Consider the following 18,095-nt stretch of genomic DNA (forward strand, 5'->3'; position numbering starts at 1 on the left):
TTCTCCAGATTACATCGCCACCCGTGGATAAAGTCGTCCACAGATATAGGTTAAACCTATTAATGTTAGCAAGAGAATTGTACAATCTAACCCAAACCCATAAATACTTGAACCATTGTCCAGCATTGCACCACGTAAAGCATCAACTTCATAAGTCAAAGGATTAATACTCGAAAGAATCTGTAACCAAACTGGCATCAACGATATCGGATAAATCGCATTACTAGCAAAAAACAAAGGCATTGTCATCAATTGTCCAATTCCCGTAAACCTTTCCCGCGATTTCACCAAACAGCCAATAATGAGTGAAAAAGTGCAAAAACAACCTGCTCCCAAAAACACAATTAGCACAACTTGCAAAAAAGCCCAGGGATGAAGATTGAGCTTTACACCCAATAAAAAAGCCAATAAATAAATCAATACCACTTGGGAAAAGCAACGTATACCAGCAGCAAAAGCTTTACCCATGACAATCGCTGCGCGGGGTATAGGTGCAGCTAAGAATTTATGTACAATCCCTAAATCACGTTCCCAAATTAACGTCATCCCCCCGCTAAAAATGGCGACAAACAGCGCACTCTGAGCCAAAATACCCGGTGTCATGAAATCCAAGTAAGGTAAATTACCTGTGGGAATAGCACGAGTCCGAGTAAAAACTTGCCCAAATATCAGCAGCCATAAAGCTGGTTGTACAGCCCTAATCACCAAGTCACTAGGATCATGGCGCAATTTTCGCACTTCCAACTCAGTAATTACTAGGGTTTTGGTAAATAGTTCTTTAATGCCAGAAAAAATCCCTTTTGGGCGATTATATCTTGGTTCAGCCCAGCCGTTGAGTGGTACGTCTAGTTCTTGCGGTTTCACGATAACTCACTCCTGATACTAATTGATTTCCTGCATAGTGGATGAAGACATCATCTAAAGTTGCGTCTGTTTTCCCAATAGCTGCTTTTAAATCTGCGGGTGAACCAGTGATAATTTCTTTACCTTGGTTCATAATCACCACTCGGTTACAAAGATGATCTGCTTCTTCTAAAAAGTGGGTAGTTAAAAAGATGGTTGTACCAAAATTAATCCGCAGTTGTTCCATTAGCTGCCATACTTGGGTTCTTGCAACTGGATCTAATCCCACTGTCGGCTCATCTAGAAATAAAATCTGCGGTTGATGTAAAATGGACTGGGCAATTTCCAATTTCCGAATCATCCCCCCAGAGTAAGTGCCAACTAAGCAATGTGCCACATCCTCCAAACCCATGAATTCCAGCACTTCAGCGATTTGCTGTTTTCTCCGTCGAGAAGGAATATCATACAATTTGGAAAAAATTAACAGATTTTCATAACCTGTCAAACTCCCATCTGCTGATAAAGCCTGGGGTACATAACCTATGACTCTTCTGACTGCATCAGGTTGACGAGTCACATCATAACCCGCTAAGTATGCTTTCCCGCTACTGACTGGTAGCAAGGTAGTTAACATTTTAATTACTGTACTTTTTCCCGCACCATTGGGACCTAATAACCCAAAAACTTCTCCCGCTGTTACGGAAATATTTAAAGTATCAACGGCTGTAGATTTTTCAAAGCGGCGCGTCAGTTCCAAGGTTTGCAATATTACCGACTTTGGCACTTGTGCAGGTATTTCCGCAGATTCTATTCTTCCCGTAAGTTTCGTCACGAGTCGGATTTATTTCCTTATTCAAATAATTAGAGTATCTAAATATTAGTTTGACATAAATTCCCTAAAAGTCAAGATCAACTTGATCTTGAAAGAGTTACAGCGGTGTCCAATTGCATGAGGTACATCGTAGTCCCTTCATCGCTTGCGGAGAGGGGTTAGGGGGTGGGGTTCTTGTACCTCATAATATCGGGAAGTGCTGTCAGTTTCCTCCGATGTTCTATATTTGGGGGTAAAATTTGCATATCTCCTCTATCATTCGCTAGGCTAGTCATATTCTTAGTTATTCTGAGGCGTGGTATGTATGGAGTTTGAAAGCAAAGCAACTTCCCCCACTGCGACAAAAGATATCAAATTTGCTCAACTGACTAATACCCGTAAGCCTCTAGAATTATTACGAGATACTGAGGCTTGGCTACGTCGCCCTACTGTAGCTACACTCAAGCCAATTTTATCGCCAAAACTCAGCCAGAGATTGCAATCTGCTTCGTTTTTAGCAGAGGAGTCACTCCAGGATTTGGCAGAAATTGATATCAGTAAAATTAGTGATTTTGAATTGCACCCCGCTAGAATTCATGTTGGTTTAACTTTTGTTGGGTTTGGGGCGCTGTTAATATTGGTACTATTACTATACATAAATACCTTACATCCAGAACTCACTACTATTCAGCAAATCCGAAAATATTGGTATCAATATATTGGGTGTGTTAGTTTGGGTGTGGCAGGAATGTTTATTCTGGGTCGGGAAGCAATGCGTTATCCCCGCAAACCCTAGGAATAATTTTCACAGCAGTTAGATTAAGGTGCGATCGCAAATGAATCATGATCCTTTTATTGTCTCTCCAAATTCTCTGATTTCTTTAAAAAATGATTATGACTCCAGTTATATAGCTGAGTTTCATAAAAAAACTGATGCGAAAAAAAAATTAAAAGCAGGTATTAAAGAACTCGCTAATTATCAAAATATTCTCTATGCTCAAAATACTTATGCTTTGCTGATTATTTTTCAAGCAATGGATGCTGCTGGTAAAGATAGCACTATCAAACACGTTATGTCTGGGGTAAATCCTCAAGGTTGTCAGGTTTTTAGTTTTAAAGCACCCAGTGATGAAGACTTAGATCATGATTACCTATGGCGCTCGATGAAGGCTTTACCAGAACGAGGGCGAATTGGCATATTCAACCGTTCATATTATGAAGAATTGCTAGTGGTGCGTGTACATCCAGAAATATTGGAAAAACAGCAACTGCACTATGTTCCCCAGGATAATAAAATATGGCAGCAGCGGTTTGAGGAAATTAATAATTTTGAAAAATATTTAGTAAATAATGGTATCATTGTCCTCAAATTTTTTCTAAATGTCTCCAAAAAAGAACAGAAAAACCGCTTTTTAGATCGAATTGAAACACCAGAAAAACATTGGAAATTCTCAGATAGTGATGTGAAAGAAAGAGGTTTTTGGAACGATTATATGACTGCTTATGAGCAAGTTTTTAATCACACAAGTACTGAAGCTGCACCTTGGCATATTATTCCTGCTGATCACAAGTGGTTTACGCGTCTAGTTGTGTCCGAGATTATCTGCAAAAAATTACAACAATTAAACTTACAATATCCCTCTGTTAGTGAAGAACACAAGCAGAAACTTTTGCAAGCTAAGAAAATGTTGGAAAGCGAAGAGTGAAATATTCGTAATTATCTCTTCCGCTTTCCTGCGACTACGCTCAGGCAAGCCTGACTTTTGACTCCTTGCTTTGAGCATTCACGCAATGTATCGAAGACAACAGCCGTTTGATCAAGACCATAGAAAGCTTTGGGGATTAAATAGATTATTTATTCAAAATATTTCTTGAGAATTATCTCCTAGGGGTCATCCCAAGGGGAAACAGTTTCATTTATTCTGGTCTGGTGTCTAGTTACAAAAGGAGGTAGCCCTATGGCCATGCTATGCTATCGACTTCCTTCAGAGCAAGGAGTCAGGAGTAAAGTAAAACTAGCTTGGTATCTGGCTTTAAATTTAGATCCTGTACCTCATTGATCTGCAATCTGCTTTATTCGCTTTTGAAATTTTGCCATGCACTAGTAAAAATTAATCTTGTAATTTTTTACAAAATCAACCAATTTCTTGATACGTTTAAAGTAGAGATATAAATTCTATTGTCAGGATTCAGGATACAGAATATTTGATATAGCAGAGAACAGAAGAGAAAAATATTCTTCTTCCTTCTTTCTCCTGACTCCTGAATTCTTACATTCTATTTTCTCTCTTAATTCCTTGATGAAAAATGAGAAAAACTATGGATACCGCTATTAGATATGACATTGAAGTTATCAAAAAAGAAGCACTTCAACTTGCCAAAAAGGGACTTGTTAACCGTCAACAGCCAATTTATACCCTTGCTAAATATATTCCTGATAGTGAATGGGCTTATTTTGAGCAAGAACTAGAACAAAATGAATATTTGCTCAGAGATAGGATTATTGATCTGCTTGATCATGAGACATGGGAAGAAGATTGAGGTATTACTGAGAATTCATCAGCAATTAGCAATATCCGAGATAAATTTTCAATTACAAGATCAACTCTCCCTAAATCAAGCCTCCGAACTAATTCGTGGGCTTTTTAGTAGAAAATAGTCAAAATCAACAGGTTGAGAAAATTTTTGTTACTATTCTAATAGATATTTTTGATCAAGTAGAGACATTCCATAGAGCGCCTCTACAAGAGTTCTGGATAACGCATATTTAATTGCTGAAGATGTCTAATAGAAAAACTAATAAGATTAGACATTAAAAATTATGTAAGTATTCAGGATACAAAATATTTGATATGGCAGGGAACAGGGAACAGAAGAGAAAAATATTCTTCTTCCTCCTGACTCCTGACTCCTGACTCCTGAATTCTTACAAAATTACGAACTTATTTAACAAATTAGTAGGTATATACCATCATGAAAATTTTGTTGGTAGAAGATGACCAACTTACTAGTTCAGCCATTACCAGCAACCTGATTGCTCATCACTATACAGTTAACTTAGCAATAGATGGACAAGCTGGTTTAGAACTAGCAACAACTTATGAATATGATTTAATTCTGTTGGATCTCATGCTTCCCAAGCTTGACGGTATCAGCGTCTGTAAACAACTCCGCTCCCAGGGATATCAAAGCCCTATTCTACTACTGACTGCAAAAGATAGTACAACTGACCGAGTGATGGGGTTAGATGCAGGAGCAGATGATTATGTGGTTAAACCATGTAATATAGATGAATTGATGGCACGAGTTCGCGCTTTATTACGGAGAGGGAAAGCTATTCCTTCATCAGTTATTGTTTGGGAAAATGTATACTTTGACTCTATTAATAGTGAAGTAATTTGTCAGGATAAACTGCTGCATCTGACTCCTAAAGAGTATTGTTTATTTGAACTTTTTTTACTTAATCCCAAACGGATTTTTAGCCGTAGTGCTATTCTCGAAAAATTATGGGATTTTGCAGATACACCTGGAGAGGAAACAGTTAGTACCCATATTAAATGTTTACGCCAAAAACTTAAAGCTGCTGGATCATCAGACCCTATTGAAACTGTGCATGGATTAGGTTATAAACTTAGACCTCCATCTCAATTACAAGCATCAGCTAGTGCTGTAGTCTTACCTGGTGATATTCAGAAGCCAGAAAAATCTTACCAACAAAAAGTAAAATCCAGCACGTATAAAATTTGGGAGAAATTTAAAGGCAAATTCGCCGAACAATTTGCTGTTTTAGAGCAAGTTAGTGACTTATTAGCAGCCGGAAAACTCACTCCTGAATTAAAACAGCAGGCACAATATCAAGCACATAAACTAGCTGGATCTTTAGGTATTTTTGGCTTAATTCGAGGTTCGGAAATTGCTAAAGAGTTAGAGAATTTGTTAGAACCGCAAATCAAGATAGAGAAGTTGCAGAGCCAGCAAATTGTTCAATTGGTGAAAATGTTAGCAGCAGAAATATATAAAACACCGGAATTGGAATCAAAGTCAGATCAAATTTCTGATTCGCCATTGATCTTAATTGTGGATGATGATTTAATATTGGCAGAAAGAATTAGAATTGAAGCGATCGCTTGGGGGTTACGAGTAGAAATCGCTACAGACTTAGATGTAGCCCGCAAAGCTATTACCCAAAATCCCCCTAATGTCATTTTACTGGATCTTAATTTTCCTAGTTCCACAGAAAACGGACTAACATTACTTAAACAAGTAACACAGCAAATTCCTAAAATTCCTGTATTAGCTTTCACTGGTAGAGGTAATTTAGCCGACAGACTCGAAGTAGCAAGTTTAGGTGGGTGTCTTTTTTTACAAAAACCCTTACCAACTTATGAAATTCTCAAAGCAGTTACCGGGATTTTGAATCGAAATCAGTCCACATCTGCTCATCGTGTCATGGTAATAGATGATGACTTAACAGCGCTCTCACATATATCTAGTTTATTGTCACCGCTAGGACTAGAAGTGATAGTCCTCAATAATTCAAAATATTTTTGGGATGTACTGACAGATAACCATCCAGATATATTAGTGCTAGATCAAGAAATGCCAGATTTTAGCGGATTGGATTTGTGTAAAGTAGTCAGAAATGACCCTAAATGGTACAAATTGCCCATAATATTTTGGTCAATACACACCAAAGAGAGTGATCTTGATCAAGCATTTACAGTTGGGGCAGATGATTATATTAGTAAGTCTACAGATATAACAGAACTAACAACTAGAATTATCCGTCGTCTCAAGCGAGTTGAAATTTAAGGGCATGAAAAGTGCTATGAATGCAAGAATTTACCAGCGATTTTCCTCTTATATAGGTGCTATTAGTTCGTTAGCGATAGCTATGCTCGCCGTAGGCACTGCCCTCTTCATGACCTGGCAACTGAAATCTGTACTCACAAATGCGATTACTTCATTTTTTTTCGTGGCAGTTGCAGTTTCTACTTGGTATGGCGGACTCAGACTAGGATTAATAACAACCATATTATCGGTATTAACAATTAACTATTTTTTTATTCCCCCAATCTACAACTTTACTGCTGCAACTTGGAACGATTTTATTTTGTCAGGGTTATTTTTTGTCAATAGCTCAATTATCAGTTTACTCAGTTATGACCTACGGAGAAGCAAAAAGAAACTACAACAAATCAACGAGCAACTACTAGGAGAAAGTACACAGCGTTATGCCAGTTTAGCCGCAGCAGTTCCCGTAGGCATCTTTCGTACCGATCTGCTAGGACATTGTCTTTATGTGAATGAACAATGGTGCAAAATAACTGGAATGACCTTTGATCAGGCGCTGGGAACGGGTTGGATTCAAGCTTTACATCCAACCGATCGCGATCGCATTATTCAAATATGGAATAAAACCACTCAAAACCAAGAAAAATCTATTACTGCGGAATTCAGATTTCTCCGTCCTGATGGTGTAGTTACATGGGTATTCACTCAAGCAGTAGTGGAAAAAACAAACAATGGAGAAGTAACTAGCTATATTGGCACTGTCACCGATATTAATGAAAGCAAACAACGTGAAGAACAACTCAGATTACTAGAATCTGTCATTGTTACCAGCAATGATGCCGTCCTCATTACCGCAGCCGAACCCATAGACTTACCAGGTCCACAGATTCTTTATGTCAATCCTGCATTTACGCAAATGACAGGATATACCTCAGCAGAAATATTAGGAAAAACACCACGCATTCTCCAGGGAGAAAAGACCGAACGAGCAGCATTAGCTAAAATCAGAACCAATCTCCAAACTTGGCAACCAGTCCAAGTAGAAATGACCAATTACCGCAAAGATGGCTCTGAGTTTTGGGTGGAATTAAACATCATCCCTGTTAAAGATGAAAGAGGTTGGTTTACTCATTGGATTGCCATTCAAAGAGATATTACAGATAGAAAACAAGCAGAAACAGCATTAAAGCTGGCAAATGCAAAATTAGAAAGCCGGGTGGCCTTACGCACAATAGAACTCAGTCAAGCAAATGCTCAACTCCAACTAGAACTAATGGAGCGTCAAAGAGCAGAAGTAGCACTAAGGCAAAGTGAAGCCAAGTTTCGTTCTTTAAGTGAATTTTCACCTATGGGTATTTTTATGAACGATGCTCAAGGGCGATGTATTTATACTAATCCTCGCGCTCACGAAATTGCTGGATACACCTTTGCAGAAGCCTTAGGATTTGGATGGTTAGAATTTGTTCATCCTCAAGACCGAAAACAGATTACTCCTCAGTGGATTCAAGCCTTTTCAGAACAGCAAGGAACTGTATATGAAGAACTTCGATATATTCATAAAGATGGCACAATTCGCTACGCACGAGTGCAGAGTGCGCCTATTTTTGCTGAGAATAATAAATTTATCGCTAATGTTGGCACAATGGAAGATATTACAGCCAGTCGGGCAATTGCTCAAATGAAAAATGAGTTCATTTCTATTGTGAGTCACGAACTTCGTACCCCCCTCACCGCTATTCGTGGTTCATTAGGATTGTTAGCTGCGGGAGTCTACGACAAAAAGCCAGAAAAGGGAAAACGGATGTTACAAATTGCCTCAGAGCAAACAGACCGACTGGTGCGGTTAGTCAATGACATCCTAGATTTGGGACGATTGGAATCAGGAAAAATGACTTTGGTGATGCAAAGTTGTGATGCAGCGACACTAATCGGTAAATCTGTAGATGCTATGCAATCTAGTGCTGAACAAAATCAAATTACCCTATCTGTAAATTCTCCTCCATCTATCCAAATTTGGGCAAATCCTGATGCCATTATTCAAACTTTGACGAATTTGTTAAGTAATGCAATTAAATTTTCTCCTCCGCATACGACTATTTGGATAAATGTTGAATGCTGTGAAGATATTGAAAATGCCTGTGGGTCTTCTTCACCTCATTCCCTGGTGAGATTTCAAGTGAAAGATCAAGGCAGAGGAATTCCAGTAGATAAAATAGAAGCAATATTTGATCGTTTTCAACAAGTTGATGCTTCTGATTCTCGTGAAAAAGGGGGAACAGGTTTAGGACTAGCTATATGTCGTCGGATTATTCAGCAGCATGATGGTAATATTTGGGCAGAAAGTATTATGGGTGAAGGCAGTAGTTTTTATTTCACCTTACAAAGAATTGGTGATTGGTAATTGGTAATTGGTAATTGGTAATTGGTAATTGGTAATTGGTAATTCTTCTTCTGACTCCTGACTCTTGCCTCCTGAACTCCTGACTCCTGACTCCTGACTCCTGAACTCCTGAACTCCTGAACTCCTGAACTCCTGAACTCCTGAACTCCTGCCTCCTGCCTCCTGAACTCCTGCTATATGAATTATGATGCTATGTCAATAAAGTGTATTTTGGTCATTGATGATGAAGAGGTAATTCAGGAAGTGATTCAAGGATGCCTGGAAGATATAGGAGAATGGGAAGTTATTACTGCTGGTTCAGGTAGAGAAGGATTGTTAGTAGCTGAGTCTCAATTACCAGATGGCATACTGTTAGATGTATCTATGCCCGAAATGGATGGTTTAGAGACGCTTCAAAAACTACAGCTACATCCCGTAACTCAAAGCATTCCTATTGTGCTGTTAACTGCTAAGGTTCAACCTGCTGATCAAGCTCGGTTTTCTCAATTAGCTGTTGCTGGGGTTATCCCTAAACCGTTTGATCCATTGATTTTGGTTGATTTGGTGGCAAATGCTTTTCATTGGGATATATGAACTTTGCCAACTTCAAGTTTTCTTCAATTATTTTTTATAAAGTAGACAAAACAAGTTCCAGGTTATTGAGCAAAATAGAGCTTCTAGATGCAGATTGTGAGATTTTTCAGACTAAATATGTTTGGACTAAGTATGGTATTGAGGTGGCAAACATGACCACCAGACGCATTTTGGTTGTTGATGATGAAGAATTTATTCAAGAGATAGTCCAGTCCTGTTTTGAGGATATTGCTGGTTGGGATGTGATTACTGCTAGTTCTGGTAAGGAAGGTTTAGTTAAGGCCATGAAGGAACAGCCCGATGCTATTGTTCTGGATATGATGATGCCAGAAATGGACGGTATGACATTTCTACAATATTTGCAAGCAGATCCCAATATCAAATATATTCCTGTGGTGCTAATTACAGCGAAGGTTGATTTCACTGAACCTCAGCATTTAATAAGTTTGGGGGTAGCTGGTGCGATCGCTAAACCTTTTGATCCCATCTTACTAGTCGATCAAGTTTGTGACTACCTTGGGTGGTAATTCATAATATAGTGCTGACTCCTCCTTATGTGTGTCGAAAAGTATCTAATCATTATTTCTTTGTTACATTGTCTCCATCTTCAAACTTTCTTCAAATTTGCCTACTAAATTAAAGAAAGATTAAACCCAGTTCTTGACAACAAGTTTAGTCTGCCATAACAAAACTTTTTTAGGATAAGGTTTAAAAAATTATGTCTAACTGTCTTTGTTGCTCCAACCAACTACTACGCCACATTCGCAACCATCAAGTAGTTTTATTTTGTCGCCATTGTTGGCAAGAAATGCCAGCAATTAATCCGAATAAGGCGTATTCACTATCTATGTCTGTGTCTTCTCACATAGGCATCAAAGAGTTTATTTCTGCACATTGAAATACCCCATCTTAGTTGAAGATGGGGTTTCTACATCCCCTTAAATTTTTTGCACTTATTGGGAATTACGTTGTTGACGACGTGAACTACGATTTTCCCGCATTTGCTTGAGTTGTTCTTGCTGTGCTGGAGTCAGAACTGCTTTCATTTGTTGTTTTGATGATTCCTTAATTTCGCGCATTCTGGTTTTTTGGGCTTCAGTTAAATTCAACCCACCAAAACCATTCTTTTTCCATTGACCTCTACCTCTACCTTGATCTTCTGAACCCTGTTCTTTGCGTGCTTGCATTGCCGCTTTTAACTGTTCTTTTTGTTCTGCGGTGAGAACCTTATCCATTTCTGCACGGGTATTGCGGCGAATTTCCTGCATTCTGGTTTTTTGTGCATCTGTCAATCCCAACTTTTGCCAGGGGCCTTTTTCTGCAAATTCTTTACCTGGTTGACGTGAAGAGGGGGTTTGTTGTGCTTGAGCAACAAAAGGGGTTGCAGTTAAAGTCAAAGCAAAAGCAGCAGCTATAAATGATAATGATTTGAGTTTCATAAATTACCTTGTATTGATTCCTGGTCGGATGTCACCATCATAAGAAATTAGCCTAGTAACCACATGAGGCGAAAGTCACCTCTACACCCATGACTTTAGTCATAATTCAGCCATGATTAATGTAACTAGCTATAAATTAGAAATTATAGTAAGTGTATATAAACAAAATATAGGAATCCTATTTAATTTTTGTGTAGGGACGTATTGCAATACGGCACTTATGCCCCTTGTGTGACTTAGGCACAATTATAAATTACAAATTAATCATGACTCGTTCTATTCAAATTCATAATCATCCCTTTCGGTTTCTGCTTTATTTAGAGTGGGTATTGCTAGGACTTTCGGCATTATTTGCAATCATGCCATCTCCATCACCTCGATTTGCTGTCAGCTTCCCAGAATTAACAATTTGCAGCTTGGCTTTATTTGGTGTGATGGGCTTAAGGTTGCCAACCCAAAATAAATTTATTAAAATTTTATATACTGCTAGTGAAGTAGTATTAATTTTAATTACTGGTTTTTTTGGTGGAAAAACCACTAGATTTTTCCCATTTCTCTATCTAATTTTAGTCACTCGTAGTTGCTTAATTTTTCAATTACCTGGGCGTTTAACCGTTACTTTTTTATCATTTATACTATTTTTAGTTACTCTAAGAAATCGGGTAATACCTTTTAGATTACCACCTTTAGCTCAAGAAAGATTTCGGTTTTTTAGCTTTAGCTTGGCTGTTTTGTTCGGTTTGAGTTTAGTATTTGTTTTACTATTAATGAATGCGGTTTTATCTGAACGCCAAAGTCGAGATAAACTAGAAAGGGCTAACGAAAAACTCCGCCAATATGCTCTGCAAATTGAAAATCAAGCTACTTTAGAAGAACGTAATCGCATTGCCAGAGAAATTCATGATTCACTAGGGCATTCTCTGACGGCTCTAAATCTGCAATTAGAAACTGCTTTAAAACTTTCCAAATCTGATATACCCAGAGCAATGACATTTTTAGCAACAGCTAAAGAACTAGGCTCAAAAGCATTACGAGATGTACGTCAATCAGTTTCTACCATGCGATCACACCCCTTACAAGAGAAATCATTAGAACAGGCAATTATGATTCTCTCAGAAGATTTTCACCATTCTAATGGCATTTTACTAAATTGTAAAATTTCTCTAGAAGATCCCTTTCCCAAGGAAATGAGTACACCTATTTACCGGATTATTCAAGAATCTTTAACAAATATATCTAAATATGCACAAGCTTCAGAAGTGAAATTAGAATTAACTACAACCACCAAAATTTTTAAATTAATAGTTGAAGATAATGGGAAAGGGTTTGATGTTACTCAAAATACTACTGGGTTTGGTTTGCAAAGTATGCGCGATCGCACTTTAGCGCTAGGAGGTGAGTTTATCATTAACTCTGCCCATGATGCTGGTTGTCAAATTATAGTTACTATCCCTTTACCCAAATGGAAACAATGATTAGAGTTTTACTTGTAGATGACCAAGGTTTGATTCGTCAAGGTTTAAGAGCATTATTAGAATTAGAAACAGATTTAGAAATAGTGGGAGAAGCCGAAAATGGTGAAATTGCCATTAATTTGGTTACACAATTACAGCCAGATGTAGTTTTGATGGATATCAGAATGCCTATTATGGACGGTGTTGCAGCTACAAAAGAAATTCAAAAAAGTTTTCCCCGCACCAAAATTTTAGTATTGACCACTTTTGATGATGATGAATATGTAAAAGCAGCTTTACAAAATGGGGCGATGGGTTATTTACTTAAAGATACACCTTCAGAAGAGTTAGCTGTTGCTATTCGCGCTGTTGATAAAGGATATTCCCAACTAGGGCCAGGAATAATCAAAAAACTTGTGACTCAATTCCCTGCCAATGCACCCATTCCCAGCCCATCTGTGCCGCCGAGTTTAGCAGAACTCACACCTAGAGAGAAAGAGGTTTTGCAGCTAATAGCCACAGGTGCTAGTAACCGAGAAATTGCTCAGGAACTCTACATTTCTGAAGGAACAGTCAAGAATCATGTTACGAACATTTTAAACCGATTAAATTTGCGCGATCGCACTCAAGCTGCTATTCTTGCCAATACATACTCATCTTACTTAGAACAAAATACTTGATTTCAGTATTACCTGTGTCACTAAAAATTAGTGTTTATTATTTATCCCCACTGGAATGTATACCACCAAAATCTTTTAACTACGCAATATTTTCGTTGACAACAATTACTAAAAAATGAGCAAGACCAGAATATGATCTGCAATCACTAAACTTAAGATTAAATCCCATATTAGATATCTCCGAAAAATAATATGAAACCCTTGCCTTGTCTAGGATAGAACCTAATTTCTGGAGATGTTTATTCTTTACCCTATATATAGTCTCAAGGCTTGAGCCAAAAACAGTAATCTGTTATATTTGCTTAACTTATAGGAGCTATAACAAAAACTAAATTCAGTAAATTCTCGGTATCATATTAACTCTTCATTCAGCATAATTGAGTCAATAGGGAACTAAGCGTGGCGCATCCATTTACACAGTTTCACTTTTGCGAAAACATAATTTGGAAAGCTAATTTTTTTCCTACTAGCCTAGAGATTGCATTTATTAACTCCCTAACAGCAAGACTCTAGTTGTCAAAATCACGTGGAGATTTACATATGGCAGATGTATTGCGAAAACAACTAGGTAATTTTAGCAGCATTGTCTGCTTTAAATCGGTAATTGTAGGCATGGAAGATGCTCTGGGGGAAAAAGCTACAGCCATTGCTTTAACTACAGCAGGTCGTGCGCGGGGTAAAAAACTAGCTGAAGAGTTGGGTTTAGTTGCATCTTTAGATTCTTTAGATAGCGTAGCAGCCAAATTATCCCAAGCCTTGGGTCTAGAAGGTACTAGGTTGTGCATTGTTGATAAAATTGTTGTCGATGGTGATGTCATTCAAGTTTATACATCTGAAACCCTGTGTTCTGCGGGTGAACCGCTAAATTCAGGACGCAAGTGTACATTTACAATGGGTGCAGTTTGGGGCGCTTTAGAACAAGTACTTAATAAGCGTTTGAGAGGAGTGCATACCGAATCCGTATTAAGGGGAGGTAATTACGACGTATTTGAATTTACCCCTTTTGGCTAAATATTGTCTAATTAAATCCAAAACCGAGATTATTTCATTCGACATTACGAAAAATGTTTACTCACTTTCAAATTCAACACAAAGGAAAACAATCATATGGCTATTAATACAGAAAAACTGGGCATGATTTTGCAAAACTTTGTAGCTGCGACAACAGATGTTCAAGGAGCAGCACTTGTTACTCCAGATGGTCTACCTTTAGCAGCAAGTTTACCCGGTGGGATGGATGAAGAACGTGTATCAGCCATGTCAGCATCTATGCTGTCTTTAGGTGAAAGAATTGGTATTGAGTTAGCTAGAGGTACAGTTGACCGCATCTTTGTAGAAGGTAAGAAGGGCTTTGGCATCTTAACTGGTTGTGGTGAAGATGCAGTCTTCCTAGTTTTAGCTAGTGAATCTGCTAAACAGGGAGTATTAATGCTAGAAATCAAACGAGTTCTCCAAGAACTAAAACTAGTTTTGAGCTAAATAATCTATGATGCATAAGCCAATTCAAGACAAGTTCCCTGGTCACAAAATACTAGTTAAACTAGGGAACTTTCCATCCATTACTAAACAATTATCAAAACCATCTAAGATTTTGTTTAAACTAGTGAGTCATCAATCATTATTTGTTTATTTATGGAGTAAATAAACATGGAAGTTATGCGCTTAATCGTCACGGGTTCGGTAGGAGCGGGTAAATCCACTTTTATCCGTTCTGTCAGTGAAATTGAGGTCGTAGATACAGATACTCGTGCAACTGATGAAACAGCATTACTGAAACAAAAAACCACTGTGGCCTTTGACTTTGGTCGGCTGCAATTTGGACCTGACATGGCTTTACACCTTTATGGTACACCTGGTCAGTCTCGCTTTGATTTCATGTGGGATATATTGATTCGCAAAGCCCATGCCTATATCTTATTAATAGCGGCACATCGAGCCAGAGAATTCCGTCATGCACGTAAGATTCTCAACTTTATGGAAGAACGCGCTCAAGTTCCGATGATTATTGGTCTAACACATACCGATTGTCCGGGAGCTTGGTCTGAAGAAGATGTATACCTTGCCATTGGATATGTTAATGAAGATCAAAGACCACCTATGGTCAGAGTCAATCCCAACGAAGGAGACTCTGTAGCAGAGGCAGTCATTGTCCTAGTACAGAGCTTGATGGAAAGTTGTACAGTGTAATCTATCTCATTAATCTTGGTTAATTTAGGAAATATTCCTAAATGAAATAAAAATTTTTTGAGGTTAAATATCAGAATATTTTTATTCTGATTTGTTAAATATTTAGATCCTTTTATGAAGGAGGTAAATTATGACTATTACTGGTAACTTTGCAGATTTTTCCTTGCCTGAATTACTTCAGTTTTTAGATCAAGGAAAAAAAACAGGAATACTTTCTATAGAGTTTTTCTCTGACGCAAATGAAAATAGGAAAAAACAAGTTTGTTATATTTGGTTGCATCAAGGTCGTGTAGTCACCGCAGCTGATCGCTTAGACCAACAAGGCTTAACATTAATGATCGCCCAAAGAGGGTGGATAAGTGAGCGCGTAATTTCTAGGGTTACTCAAATTTCTTCCTGTTTTATCAATTCACCATTGGGGTTATGCTTAAAATCCCAGGGACTAGTACAAGCAGAACAACTGAAACTGCTATTTAATAGCCAAGTACTACGTCCAGTATGCTCCTTATTCCAAGTCAAAGATGCTCTGTTTAGATTTGAGCCGACATCCTCATTACCTTTAGGGGAAATGACTGGTCTAAGTATGTCTGCAACTGAGGTTATATTAATTGGTCTGCGATCGCTACGAGATTGGACAGCTTTGGAAGAAAAACTCCCAGATCCAACTTCCGGTTTGTCTGGTTTGATGGTAAAACAGCCCAAAATGCAGCTAAATGCTCAAGAATGGCAAGTGTGGGAATTTGTCAATGGACAAGTTTCTTTACAACATATTGCCAATCAACTGACAATTCCCATCAAAACTGTACAGCAAATTGCTTTTCGATTGATTGTAGTTGGTTTAGTAGAAGAGTATTTTATGGTTGCTACTACACCCACATTCACTCTAGAAGAGTCTGCCGATTCTGCTGCCGCTTTTCCAGAACCATTTCCGGAAGTTGCACCTCCAACTAAACCTATAGCAAAACCAGCAGAAAAGCCAACAGAAAAACCAGCAGAAAAATCATCTGTTAGTCAATCATTTCTCAAAAATTTAGTTGGATTTCTCCGCAGTAAAACATCATAATTCCAAAAACAATTGTGTTATTTTATCGTGAGCAAAAATTAATAATTAAAAATGTGTATTTTTGCAACCATGCTCAAACAGCCCAATCTTAAATTACACTCTTCTATAGAGCATATCAAAGATTTAATTCAACAAATAGTAAACAGTAATAACTTCAACCACATCTATTTTTTAAAGGGTTAATTATGGCTATTGAACCTACCGCTTTTATGACCAAAATGGAAACAAGAATTGGTTTAACTTCTGAAGATAAATCTATTCTTAAATCCCATGCTGACTGGGGATTAGCAAATGCTTCCACAATGGCTGATCACTTCTATGCTTATCTGGGACGTGATGAAGAAATGAACGAGATTTTAAATAAAAGTGAGGGACGAATTCACCGTTTACATGAAACATTTATTCAATGGTTTCATCAAATGTTTACAGGAATGGATGATTGGGGTAAAGGCTATGCTGATTGTCGTTGGCATATTGGGCTTGTTCATGTGAAGATTGGCATTGGACCTCAGCACGTAGTTCCAGCTATGGCGGTTGTTGTCCATGAAGTTGGTAAAAAGCTCAGACTTGATGGTAAACCAGAGGGCTTACAAGAAGCATTAAGTAGAATTTGTATGATTGATTTAGCTTTTATTGAGCAAGCTTATGTAGAAGTTTCTTCATCTGCTGTACTTAGAGAAACTGGTTGGTCAGAAGCATTATTTAAACGTCTGATTGCTACTGGTGCATCTAGTATGTAAGCCAAAGTCAAACAGTTCTAAGTTATGAAAACTTGTTGCATCTAGCAATAGATACAAGCCTTGGAGATATATTACCGGGGCTTTATTTTTTTATACAGCAAATTGTAACTTAGTGAGGTACAAATTATCGTAGGGGTAAACTGCTGTTAGCCTCTACTTCATTTACCTAAAAAACGCTGTATGTTACTAAATCGAGAAAAAATCGAATTTTATTTAACAGACTTAGAAACACCAATTGGTAAAGCTATTAATTTAACCATTGCAATTCTAATTTTATTATCATCAGGAATTTTTGTCGCGGAAACTTATAACATTTCTAATGATGCTCGCTTGGAGCTTAGAGCATTAGATACTTGTATATTAATAATTTTTGCTGTGGAATATTTACTGCGTTTATGGAGTGCAGAAAATAAATTCAAGTATATATTTAGTTTTTATTCAATTATTGATTTAATGGCGATTTTACCATCTTTTGTTGGTTTGGTAGATATCAGTTTTATCCGTTTATTACGATGGTTTAGGATTTTGCGATTAATTAGGTTTATAGACAAAAGATTTTTGATTGGTAGTATAAGTAGTGAAGATGGTGTAATTTTTGCACGAATATTATTTACTCTATTTGCAATTGTTTTCGTTTATTCTGGTTTAATTTATCAAGTTGAACATCCGGTTAATCCACACAATTTTGGTACTTTTTTAGATGCTTTTTATTTTTCGATAGTAACAATGACAACTGTGGGATTTGGAGATGTGACTCCAATTTCTGAATTGGGTCGGTTGCTGACAGTATTGATGATTTTAACAGGAATAGGGTTAATTCCTTGGCAAGTGGGAGATTTAATTAAGCGGTTGGTAAAAACTGCCAATCAGGTAGAAAAAATTTGTACAAATTGTGGGTTGGCTCTTCATGATCTAGATGCTGAGTTTTGTAAAAGTTGCGGTACGAAGTTGCCTATAAAAAAGGTTGATTGAGACATAATTATCCATGATGGTAGATGTTTTTCCGTAAGAATTCAGGAGTCAGGAGTCAGGAGAAAGAAGAAGGGAGAAAGAAGAAAAGAGAAAGAAGAAGGGAGAATATTTTTCTCTTCTGTATCCTGAATTCTTACG

At 37.6% G+C, this 18,095-nt stretch carries 19 protein-coding genes; 16 read left to right on the forward strand and 3 right to left on the reverse strand.

The window, feature by feature from the left end; translation table 11 throughout:
- Positions 1–9: 9 nt before the first annotated feature.
- A complete protein-coding gene (locus tag VB713_RS15975) occupies positions 10–864 on the reverse strand; it encodes an ABC transporter permease (RefSeq protein ID WP_323312496.1) in 855 nt (284 codons plus the stop codon).
- Positions 821–1,675: an ATP-binding cassette domain-containing protein gene (locus VB713_RS15980; protein ID WP_323312497.1), complete on the reverse strand. Its 855-nt coding sequence runs from the start codon at positions 1,673–1,675 to the stop codon at positions 821–823. Before VB713_RS15980 ends, VB713_RS15975 begins: the two co-directional genes overlap by 44 nt.
- A 304-nt stretch (positions 1,676–1,979) precedes the next feature.
- Here VB713_RS15980 and VB713_RS15985 point away from each other — a divergent pair, with 304 nt between their 5' ends.
- The 8 genes from VB713_RS15985 (at position 1,980) to VB713_RS16020 (ending at position 10,320) form a co-directional block, all read left to right on the forward strand.
- On the forward strand, positions 1,980–2,450 hold the full coding sequence (locus VB713_RS15985) for a hypothetical protein (RefSeq protein ID WP_323312498.1): 471 nt from the start codon (positions 1,980–1,982) through the stop codon (positions 2,448–2,450).
- A 40-nt stretch (positions 2,451–2,490) separates the two neighbouring features.
- Complete coding sequence (locus tag VB713_RS15990) at positions 2,491–3,360, forward strand: polyphosphate kinase 2 family protein (RefSeq protein WP_323312499.1); 870 nt, start codon at positions 2,491–2,493, stop codon at positions 3,358–3,360.
- Between the two features lie 613 nt (positions 3,361–3,973).
- Positions 3,974–4,195, forward strand: a complete 222-nt coding sequence (locus VB713_RS15995) for a DUF4327 family protein (RefSeq protein ID WP_323312500.1) — start codon at positions 3,974–3,976, stop codon at positions 4,193–4,195.
- Positions 4,196–4,627: 432 nt separating this feature from the next.
- A complete protein-coding gene (locus VB713_RS16000; RefSeq protein ID WP_323312501.1) occupies positions 4,628–6,466 on the forward strand; it encodes a response regulator in 1,839 nt (612 codons plus the stop codon).
- A gap of 16 nt (positions 6,467–6,482) precedes the next feature.
- On the forward strand, positions 6,483–8,849 hold the full coding sequence (locus tag VB713_RS16005; protein WP_323312502.1) for a PAS domain S-box protein: 2,367 nt from the start codon (positions 6,483–6,485) through the stop codon (positions 8,847–8,849).
- 192 nt (positions 8,850–9,041) lie between these two features.
- Positions 9,042–9,422: a response regulator gene (locus VB713_RS16010; protein ID WP_323312503.1), complete on the forward strand. Its 381-nt coding sequence runs from the start codon at positions 9,042–9,044 to the stop codon at positions 9,420–9,422.
- Between the two features lie 152 nt (positions 9,423–9,574).
- Positions 9,575–9,949, forward strand: coding sequence for a response regulator (locus tag VB713_RS16015; RefSeq protein WP_323312504.1), 375 nt, complete (start codon positions 9,575–9,577; stop codon positions 9,947–9,949).
- 191 nt (positions 9,950–10,140) lie between these two features.
- Entirely contained in the window at positions 10,141–10,320 is a 180-nt protein-coding gene (locus VB713_RS16020; RefSeq protein ID WP_323312505.1) for a hypothetical protein, read from the forward strand.
- Positions 10,321–10,375: 55 nt separating this feature from the next.
- On the opposite strand, the gene VB713_RS16025 is transcribed toward VB713_RS16020, so the two are convergent.
- Positions 10,376–10,861, reverse strand: a complete 486-nt coding sequence (locus tag VB713_RS16025) for a P pilus assembly/Cpx signaling pathway, periplasmic inhibitor/zinc-resistance associated protein (RefSeq protein ID WP_323312506.1) — start codon at positions 10,859–10,861, stop codon at positions 10,376–10,378.
- Positions 10,862–11,127: 266 nt separating this feature from the next.
- Between VB713_RS16025 and VB713_RS16030 the strand changes: the two genes are divergently transcribed.
- The 8 genes from VB713_RS16030 (at position 11,128) to VB713_RS16065 (ending at position 17,957) form a co-directional block, all read left to right on the forward strand.
- The gene (locus tag VB713_RS16030; protein ID WP_323312507.1) at positions 11,128–12,336 is read left to right on the forward strand and encodes a sensor histidine kinase; all 1,209 of its coding nucleotides are present in this window, start codon (positions 11,128–11,130) and stop codon (positions 12,334–12,336) included.
- Positions 12,333–12,995 (forward strand): response regulator transcription factor, encoded by a 663-nt coding sequence (locus tag VB713_RS16035; protein ID WP_323312508.1) that lies wholly within the window; start codon positions 12,333–12,335, stop codon positions 12,993–12,995. The genes VB713_RS16030 and VB713_RS16035 overlap by 4 nt, the downstream gene beginning before the upstream one ends.
- A 540-nt stretch (positions 12,996–13,535) precedes the next feature.
- Positions 13,536–14,006 carry a hydrocarbon-binding protein gene (locus VB713_RS16040; RefSeq protein ID WP_323312525.1) on the forward strand — a complete coding sequence of 157 codons (471 nt, stop codon included), beginning with the start codon at positions 13,536–13,538 and terminating at the stop codon, positions 14,004–14,006.
- A gap of 96 nt (positions 14,007–14,102) precedes the next feature.
- Complete coding sequence (locus tag VB713_RS16045) at positions 14,103–14,474, forward strand: roadblock/LC7 domain-containing protein (RefSeq protein WP_323312509.1); 372 nt, start codon at positions 14,103–14,105, stop codon at positions 14,472–14,474.
- Positions 14,475–14,642: 168 nt separating this feature from the next.
- Complete coding sequence (locus tag VB713_RS16050) at positions 14,643–15,182, forward strand: GTP-binding protein (RefSeq protein ID WP_323312510.1); 540 nt, start codon at positions 14,643–14,645, stop codon at positions 15,180–15,182.
- A gap of 130 nt (positions 15,183–15,312) precedes the next feature.
- Positions 15,313–16,245 (forward strand): DUF4388 domain-containing protein, encoded by a 933-nt coding sequence (locus VB713_RS16055; protein ID WP_323312511.1) that lies wholly within the window; start codon positions 15,313–15,315, stop codon positions 16,243–16,245.
- Positions 16,246–16,430: 185 nt separating this feature from the next.
- Positions 16,431–16,985 (forward strand): protoglobin domain-containing protein, encoded by a 555-nt coding sequence (locus tag VB713_RS16060; RefSeq protein WP_323312512.1) that lies wholly within the window; start codon positions 16,431–16,433, stop codon positions 16,983–16,985.
- A 180-nt stretch (positions 16,986–17,165) separates the two neighbouring features.
- Positions 17,166–17,957, forward strand: coding sequence for an ion transporter (locus VB713_RS16065; RefSeq protein WP_323312513.1), 792 nt, complete (start codon positions 17,166–17,168; stop codon positions 17,955–17,957).
- Positions 17,958–18,095: the final 138 nt, after the last annotated feature.

Origin of the sequence: Anabaena cylindrica UHCC 0172 (assembly GCF_034931625.1) — a bacterium.
Classification (GTDB): Bacteria; Cyanobacteriota; Cyanobacteriia; order Cyanobacteriales; family Nostocaceae; genus Anabaena; species Anabaena cylindrica_A.

What these genes read in the sequence shown, in the direction of transcription:
- VB713_RS15985 (WP_323312498.1), top strand. Translation starts at nt 1,980, where the DNA reads ATGGAGTTTGAAAGCAAAGCAACTTCCCCCACTGCGACAAAAGATATC.
- VB713_RS16015 (WP_323312504.1), top strand. Translation starts at nt 9,575, where the DNA reads ATGACCACCAGACGCATTTTGGTTGTTGATGATGAAGAATTTATTCAA.
- VB713_RS15990 (WP_323312499.1), top strand. Translation starts at nt 2,491, where the DNA reads ATGAATCATGATCCTTTTATTGTCTCTCCAAATTCTCTGATTTCTTTA.
- VB713_RS16050 (WP_323312510.1), top strand. Translation starts at nt 14,643, where the DNA reads ATGGAAGTTATGCGCTTAATCGTCACGGGTTCGGTAGGAGCGGGTAAA.
- VB713_RS16045 (WP_323312509.1), top strand. Translation starts at nt 14,103, where the DNA reads ATGGCTATTAATACAGAAAAACTGGGCATGATTTTGCAAAACTTTGTA.
- VB713_RS16040 (WP_323312525.1), top strand. Translation starts at nt 13,536, where the DNA reads ATGGCAGATGTATTGCGAAAACAACTAGGTAATTTTAGCAGCATTGTC.
- VB713_RS16065 (WP_323312513.1), top strand. Translation starts at nt 17,166, where the DNA reads ATGTTACTAAATCGAGAAAAAATCGAATTTTATTTAACAGACTTAGAA.
- VB713_RS15995 (WP_323312500.1), top strand. Translation starts at nt 3,974, where the DNA reads ATGGATACCGCTATTAGATATGACATTGAAGTTATCAAAAAAGAAGCA.
- VB713_RS16055 (WP_323312511.1), top strand. Translation starts at nt 15,313, where the DNA reads ATGACTATTACTGGTAACTTTGCAGATTTTTCCTTGCCTGAATTACTT.
- VB713_RS16035 (WP_323312508.1), top strand. Translation starts at nt 12,333, where the DNA reads ATGATTAGAGTTTTACTTGTAGATGACCAAGGTTTGATTCGTCAAGGT.
- VB713_RS16005 (WP_323312502.1), top strand. Translation starts at nt 6,483, where the DNA reads ATGAATGCAAGAATTTACCAGCGATTTTCCTCTTATATAGGTGCTATT.
- VB713_RS16020 (WP_323312505.1), top strand. Translation starts at nt 10,141, where the DNA reads ATGTCTAACTGTCTTTGTTGCTCCAACCAACTACTACGCCACATTCGC.
- VB713_RS16030 (WP_323312507.1), top strand. Translation starts at nt 11,128, where the DNA reads ATGACTCGTTCTATTCAAATTCATAATCATCCCTTTCGGTTTCTGCTT.
- VB713_RS16025 (WP_323312506.1), bottom strand. Translation starts at nt 10,861, where the DNA reads ATGAAACTCAAATCATTATCATTTATAGCTGCTGCTTTTGCTTTGACT.
- VB713_RS16010 (WP_323312503.1), top strand. Translation starts at nt 9,042, where the DNA reads ATGTCAATAAAGTGTATTTTGGTCATTGATGATGAAGAGGTAATTCAG.
- VB713_RS16000 (WP_323312501.1), top strand. Translation starts at nt 4,628, where the DNA reads ATGAAAATTTTGTTGGTAGAAGATGACCAACTTACTAGTTCAGCCATT.
- VB713_RS16060 (WP_323312512.1), top strand. Translation starts at nt 16,431, where the DNA reads ATGGCTATTGAACCTACCGCTTTTATGACCAAAATGGAAACAAGAATT.